The following is a 6,268-nucleotide window of genomic DNA, read 5'->3' as shown; positions in this document are numbered from 1 at the left end:
AAATGAGCCAAATCAGGGTCGTTTTCGATGCGTTCGAGTTCGTTTTTGATAAGCTCTACGACGTCTAATTTCACTTGCTTGTAATTGGCTTGTATTTGTTCTTGCATTTTATCCGTTCCATCTTCATCTACAAAGGATAGAATCTGTGGAATTTTCTGATAATTTTTCATCTCGGCACTTACTTTTTGATTATCCACTACAATTTGAGCGTGAAAAATCTTTTGGTCGATACGCTCGTCAAAATTGTCGGATACAGCTCCTACGAACATTCCCTGTGTAAGATTGGAAATTTTACTAGCAGGAATTAAGCTATCCAATTGCGTGGAGATGGAGGTAGAAACATCATTGCGATTGATGGTTTTGGACTGTCGTTGTTGTAATACTTTCCCGAAACGTTCGGATAGCGTTTTGGCAGTTTCTCCTACGACTTGTCCGCTAAAAATATTCCCTACGGTATTTTGAATTACTTTACTTTCTTTATCTCCGTAATCACGGGTAAGCTGTGAAAAATCCTGAAATCCCAAACATACGGCTACTTTATTACTCCGAGCAGTAGCGATAAGATTGTCCAAACCACGGAAATAAATGGTGGGAAGCTCATCGATAATCACGGAAGATTTGAGTTGTCCTTTTTTGTTGATAAGTTTTACGATCCGGGAATTGTAAAGCCCCAAAGCTGCTGAATAGATGTTTTGCCTGTCGGGATTATTACCTACACAAAGGATTTTAGGTTCTTTGGGATTGTTAATATCCAATGAAAAATCATCGCCTGTCATTACCCAATAGAGCTGTGGCGAAATCATTCTCGATAACGGAATTTTAGCCGAAGCGATTTGTCCTTGTAGTTGGTCTTGTGCTCCGCCTTGCCACGCGTCCATAAAGGGCGAAAGGTAATTTTCTAATTCAGGGTAGGAAGTCAAAATAGTAAAAACATCGGCATAAGGTTTGTTTAGTAGTTCGATGGCGTGTGGGAAAGTACAATATTTTCCGTTTTCATATATTTTTAAAAACCAAATAATAGCCGCTAAAAGGATAATGGGCGATTCTACAAAAAAATCACCTTGCTTTTGTATCCACGAACGATTCAGATTCAACATAATGGTATAGGCACTTTCATAAGCATCGGAAATATCGGTCATAAAATCGGGATTGATGGGATTACATCGATGGCTTTTTCGCGGGTCGTCAAAGTTTATTACATAGAATTTGGGAGGTACTTTGTATTTGTCCAAATGTTTTAACAAGTGGTTATAGGCGATGGTAGAAAGGTCATCAAATTTGAAGTCATAGATGTACATAGCAAATCCTTTTTCGATTTGTTGTTTGATGTAATTATTGACAATGGCATAGGATTTTCCTGACCCCGGCGTTCCCAACACGATGGTTGCCCGAAAGGGATTGACTACATTTATCCAACCTTTGTTCCATTTTTTCTGATAATAGAAAAGTGTAGGCAGGTTGATAGAGTATTCATTTTGCATTAACCGTGTTTCCTGCATAAAAGATTCGTTTTCGTTGTTGAAGACATCGTCCATCAGGTTGTTTTTTAATAAACGACTCATCCACGAACCTGCCATCAGTAGTGAAATATACCCAATGGCTGTGGTAAAAATATAGAAAAACGCCACAAGAGAAGCAGGAGCTTTTAGGTATAAAATCCAAAAGTTTCCAAAGAAAAACAAAACTCCTACTATCAATGCCATATGAATTTTCCGCCACGTGATTTTTTCGTTTTTAACACCTGTGGTTCCCAAACAGCTCAAAGCCAATAGCACAAGGGCAAAACATTTGGTGTATAGTGGATGTGAAAAAAGTCCTGCCGTTCGTTCAAAGTTGGCAAGGATTTTATCCACTACATTTAAAATCCATTTTTCGGCTTGAAAAAAGCCGTAACAATACCAATACAAGTGCATTAACACTACTAAAATACTTACCGCTCTCATAAATGCCATAATCTTGGCAAGAGCTCTTAAATCATCATCGTTTTGCATACTTTTTAGTTTAGATTAAAAAATTAAAAGATTTAAACATTAGAAAATTGGAAAAATGAAAATCAAAAAACAGAAGAAGAGAAAAGATTAGGAAGATATTCTTTTGGATTTCTTTTTGCGTTTTCGTTGCATTTGTCGGATAAAACTTTCTTCCTCGTAATTAACGGCTTGTGTATCCAATGAAAATAAATTCAAAAAACTATGTAACGCTGAATCTGTTCCAAAATCTTTTTGGTAGGATTCATTACATTGAAAATCAATAGAAAAATGGTTATTACTTTCTTCTCTAATAGATTGATTACTTGGTTTTTGTTCCTTGCTACTTACTCCTTGATTCTTGATTACTTGGTTTTTGTTACTTTCCATTTGTTTTTCCCATAGTTCAAAAGCATTGGCAGAAAATGTTCTTCCAAGTCGAGAGCCATTATATACGCATTGGGAATTATGGTCTATAAAAGTGATACCATACAACCGCCCTTCGGCATTTTTTCGTATGACGACATCTATATTTTTAATGTGTAACATTTTTACAAAATCCTCCGTATTTTGAGCGGAATGTTGGGCATTTAAAATTTCACCTTTTAGAAAATCCGTGTCCTGTGTTTTATGAAAGTTCAAATGTTTTTGAAATTGCCTTTCTAAAAAAGGAAGCCCCAAGGATTTTCCCATTTTGGAGGCTTTAAAAGGCTGACTTGCCTTGTTGCCGTTTTCATCCAAAGCAAAATAAACCAAGCCTTTTTTGAGTGTACCTTGCAATTCGCCTTCTACTTTTTGGATGCCTACATTAAATCTGCTAAGTAAAGCCGTGTATTCTCCAAAAGACTGAAACTGATAGTTTTTTATGACCTGCCTAACTGCCGAAGCAATCTGTTTTTTTACTTCGTTTTGGGTATAATCCACTTTGAGTGTTGCAAGATTATTTTCCTTGTTTGTAAGCTCAAAATCATTTTCTAATTCCACTCCTTTTTCATTAGCAATAGCAGGGGTGAGTCCAAATTCATTTTCAATATTTCTGCACACTTTCATTGAGCGGATTTTTTCAAATGAATCGTTTATTTTTTTGCCGTTTTCATCAATGCCAAGCGATACGATATGTATGTGTTCTCGCTCAATATCCGAATGTTTATACACTACAAAAGGTTGCTTACCCCACCCCATTTCGTGCATATATTGTTGTGCTACTTTTACAAAAACTTCATCAGACACGGCATCTTTTGGGTTGGGATTGAGGGATATGTGCAAAATCGGCTTTTCGGTCTTTTGATTGGCAAACAAATACGGAGTAAAAGAACGGGTAATTTCCGATGTCCCTATGCCTCCATTGACAGGCTGAATGATGTTTTGAGTGTGTAAAATCACAGCTTCTTGCTTGTCTAATTTGTTATGATTGTACAGAAGCACTCCCAAAAGATTGCTTCCCCGATGTATTTTAGCGACCATTTTGTGTGTTTTTTTCAGTGATATGTTGTTCTAATCTTTGCGAAAGAGCCATAATTTCTTTACAGATAGCCACCATTTGAGCAGTTTGTTTTTCGAGTTTAAACAGATAGGCAGCGGCTTTCTTTTCGGAAAAATTGCGATACAAAATCTTTACTATCTGATTGTAATTCACGCCCACTGCCCGAAATTGTCCATAGAGTTCGGTAAGTTTGATATAAAAATCCATTACTGATTTATCGATTTTTACACTTTTGATTTCTTTGGAAAATAATACCGAAGTGATAAAATGAGCTTTGACTTTCATTCCTGATTGTTCGAAAAGAGATAAAAATCGAGTATGTTCTACCTGATTGAAACTGATAGTATACCGGTAAATAGCCTTATCTATTTTAGGAACTCTTCCTAATTTTCGTTTTTGAGGTTGTAATTTATTGTCCATATACAATTTTATTAGTAAGTAAAAACCACGACTTTGGAGAGGTTTTCGGCTCCCTGCAAGGGCAAGTGGTTTTGAGATGCGGAAAATATTTTGAGCATCTCAAAACACAACTTGCTCTGTTCGGGTGAACAGAAAATGCTCCCTATCGGTTGCATTGAAGTCAGCTTTGAAAAAGAAAGAAAAACCTTCCAAAATGATTGTCTTTTGTTTTTGTGCAAAACAACCGAATTTCAATCATTTAGCAGGTATATCATTCCTTGCCTTTGAATGCCTTATAATGCCAAAGACTTCCTTATGTAAATACGTGTGTAATTGTGTATGTTTCTTTGTACGTACATACATATGTATGTAGCTACGTAGCTACGTCCCAACGTACTTACATATGTACATACGTACGTAAACAAATACGATAATACCTATGTGATTATCTGCAAACGTAAATACTTACACACTTACCTGTTTGTTTATATGTGTATATGTGTAAATATTTGGATAAGTACGTATCTACTTACAGAAATACACATATAGATACATACATATACACATATATACTCAATTACTTGATTTTGTATATAAGTACGTAAGTAAACACGTAAATAAGTACACATACAGATACGCACTTATGCAAATCTATAAGTACATAAAATTGTAAAAACATATAAACATAAACACATAAAAATATGGAAGCCAAAAACACTAAATTTGTCAGTTTTTCTACCCAAAAAGGAGGTGTCGGTAAAACCACTTTTACCGTACTTGTAGCTAGTTTATTACACTATCGAATGGGACACAATGTAGCCGTCTTGGATTGCGATTATCCGCAGTATAGCCTGAGTCGTATGCGAGAGCAAGACCTTAAAACGGTAATGCAAAACGAACATTTTAAACATACTGTTCACAAGCAATTCAGTCAAATTAACAAAAAAGCCTATCCGATTATTACCTGCAAACCCAATGAAGCCATTGAAAGGGCACAATCTTTTCTTGCTGAAAATCCTTTTCAGATAGATGTGGTATTGTTTGATATGCCCGGTACAGTCAATACGGCAGGGGTGCTGACAGTGCTTTCACAGATGCACCATATTTTTTCACCCATCACCGCCGACAGGGTGGTCATTGAAAGTACACTGAGCTTTACCGAAGTCCTTTCTAACATTATCGCTAAAAATACCCAAAGTGCCATTGAAAGTGTACATCTATTTTGGAATCAGGTCGATGGTAGAGAAAAATCGCCTTTGTATAAAATTTACGAAAAGGTAATTGCCGATTTGAACTTACCGCTGATGAATGCCTATATCTCTGATAGTAAGCGTTTTCGTAAGGATGGAACAGACAATCAAAAATGGGCGTTTCGTTCTACTTTATTACCTGCCAATGAACGATTGATGAAAGGTTGTCATTTAGACGATTTTATAACGGAATTCATTCAAATCGTTTCTCTATAAATCAGTAATTTACAATAAAAAAATACCCCATTTTATTATGAAAGAAAAGAACCCCCTTATCAATGAAAACGAGCTAATGGAACTGATGGCAGGGACTTCTTCGGATGTTGATGCTTTTTCAAAAAACAAAGAGAAAAATCCTCAAACGACAAACGAAAAACCTGCATCCAAAAAAGAATCGCCTCGAAAGGTAAAATCCGATAATCTTTCGTATGAAACCCTATTTTTTAGGCAGGGGGATACATCGGCAAGAGAAGGGAAGTCTGTGTATATTCGCTCGGAATACCATCAACGTATTGCTCGAATTGTTCAAGTTATCGGCGAGGATAAAATTAGTATTTACACCTATTTGGATAATGTTTTAAAAGCTCATTTTGAGCAATATAAACAAGAAATTACCGAAAGTTTTCAAGAAAAATACAAACCTATTTTTTAGTTATGGAAAAATTCATCATCATACTGTTGCTACTGATTATTTTTCTGTTATTATCGGAAAAATTTTCATTGAAAATCGAACGGAAAAAATATTCTAAACCCTTGCCCGAATCCAAAAAAACTCCTGAAAAGCCCGAGCAAAACACTTCTATAATGGGGAAAAGTAAATTCGTACCTCCAAAGCAGGAAAATCCATTAACAGAGGCTGAAAAACAGGCAATTTTAGCAGAGTTTGAGCAGGAAAATGAAAGCAATCTGCCTGATTTTGAAGATGAAGAAGAGGATTTACGAGCGATGCGAACTTCTGAGCAAGACAATGATTTTGCCACGGGCTTGTCTTTTGAGGATTTGGAAAAAGTAGCCGATTTTCTAAGCCAAAATGCATCTTCCACTACAGAAAATAGAGAACTAGCCCAAAAAGTGGTTGGTACCAATCTATTGGAAGAAATTGAAAAAGCCCTACCTGAGGCTTCGCTAAAAGTAGCTCAACTTTTAGACGAAATTTTACCACAAACTCC

At 36.1% G+C, this 6,268-nt stretch carries 6 protein-coding genes; 3 read left to right on the top strand and 3 right to left on the bottom strand.

The window, feature by feature from the left end; translation table 11 throughout:
• The 3 genes from mobC to mobA form a co-directional block, all read right to left on the bottom strand.
• Positions 1-1,991 (bottom strand): conjugal transfer protein MobC (gene mobC / locus GN105_RS12775; protein WP_155285773.1); only part of this gene is annotated, 1,991 nt, incomplete at its 3' end.
• A gap of 87 nt (positions 1,992-2,078) precedes the next feature.
• Positions 2,079-3,431 (bottom strand): conjugal transfer protein MobB, encoded by a 1,353-nt coding sequence (gene mobB, locus GN105_RS12770; protein ID WP_155285772.1) that lies wholly within the window; start codon positions 3,429-3,431, stop codon positions 2,079-2,081.
• Positions 3,421-3,870: a conjugal transfer protein MobA gene (gene mobA, locus GN105_RS12765; RefSeq protein ID WP_155285771.1), complete on the bottom strand. Its 450-nt coding sequence runs from the start codon at positions 3,868-3,870 to the stop codon at positions 3,421-3,423. The genes mobB and mobA overlap by 11 nt, the downstream gene beginning before the upstream one ends.
• 680 nt (positions 3,871-4,550) lie before the next feature.
• On the opposite strand from mobA, the gene GN105_RS12760 reads away from it, so the two are divergent.
• The 3 genes from GN105_RS12760 to GN105_RS12750 form a co-directional block, all read left to right on the top strand.
• Positions 4,551-5,315, top strand: a complete 765-nt coding sequence (locus GN105_RS12760; protein WP_155285770.1) for a ParA family protein — start codon at positions 4,551-4,553, stop codon at positions 5,313-5,315.
• A gap of 34 nt (positions 5,316-5,349) precedes the next feature.
• The gene (locus GN105_RS12755; protein ID WP_373279410.1) at positions 5,350-5,751 is read left to right on the top strand and encodes a DUF3408 domain-containing protein; all 402 of its coding nucleotides are present in this window, start codon (positions 5,350-5,352) and stop codon (positions 5,749-5,751) included.
• A 2-nt stretch (positions 5,752-5,753) separates the two neighbouring features.
• A partial coding sequence (locus tag GN105_RS12750; protein WP_155285768.1) for a hypothetical protein occupies positions 5,754-6,268 on the top strand: 515 nt, incomplete at its 3' end.

Source organism: Capnocytophaga felis (assembly GCF_009684755.1).
Taxonomy (GTDB): domain Bacteria; phylum Bacteroidota; class Bacteroidia; order Flavobacteriales; family Flavobacteriaceae; genus Capnocytophaga; species Capnocytophaga felis.
This window is presented reverse-complemented; position numbering and strand designations above follow the sequence as displayed.

What these genes read in the sequence shown, in the direction of transcription:
- GN105_RS12760 (WP_155285770.1), top strand. Translation starts at nt 4,551, where the DNA reads ATGGAAGCCAAAAACACTAAATTTGTCAGTTTTTCTACCCAAAAAGGA.
- mobB (WP_155285772.1), bottom strand. Translation starts at nt 3,431, where the DNA reads ATGGTCGCTAAAATACATCGGGGAAGCAATCTTTTGGGAGTGCTTCTG.
- mobA (WP_155285771.1), bottom strand. Translation starts at nt 3,870, where the DNA reads ATGGACAATAAATTACAACCTCAAAAACGAAAATTAGGAAGAGTTCCT.